The organism is Mycobacterium angelicum, from assembly GCF_002086155.1.
GTDB classification, from domain to species: domain Bacteria; phylum Actinomycetota; class Actinomycetes; order Mycobacteriales; family Mycobacteriaceae; genus Mycobacterium; species Mycobacterium angelicum.
In genome coordinates this window covers 1-401 of the sequence record NZ_MVHE01000325.1, presented here as the reverse complement: position 1 = coordinate 401, position 401 = coordinate 1, and the positions used below count along the sequence as shown (strand labels likewise).

Annotated in this window: 1 protein-coding gene; it reads left to right on the top strand. The window is 66.3% G+C overall.

The window, feature by feature from the left end:
* Positions 1–23: 23 nt before the first annotated feature.
* Positions 24–401: alcohol dehydrogenase catalytic domain-containing protein (locus BST12_RS29620; protein WP_281254852.1), on the top strand; the 378-nt coding region annotated here is incomplete at its 3' end.

Genomic DNA, 401 nt, shown 5'->3' with positions numbered 1-401 from the left:
GTGATTTGTCGAATCTGGCGCTGGTGCCCACCGAGCCGATCGAGTTGGCTGCCGGCCAGATTCGGGTGGCGATCCGTGCTGCAGGGTTGAACTTCCACGATGTGGTGGTAGCGGTAGGCGCGATTTCCGACGAGGGCCTGGGTGGTGAGGCTGCCGGGGTGGTCCTCGAGGTTGCTCCGGATGTGCACACCCTGCAGCCCGGTGACGCGGTGATGGGTTTGTTCCCCAACAACGCCTTCGCACCGACCGCGGTCACCGATCACCGCATGGTGCTGCCCATCCCCGCCGGGATGTCGTTTGCGCAGGCCGCCTCTGTGCCGGTGGCTTTTTCGACCGCCTACATCGCGTTGGTCGAGTTGGGCGGCTTGCGCGCTGGGCAGCGGGTCCTCATCCACGCCGGG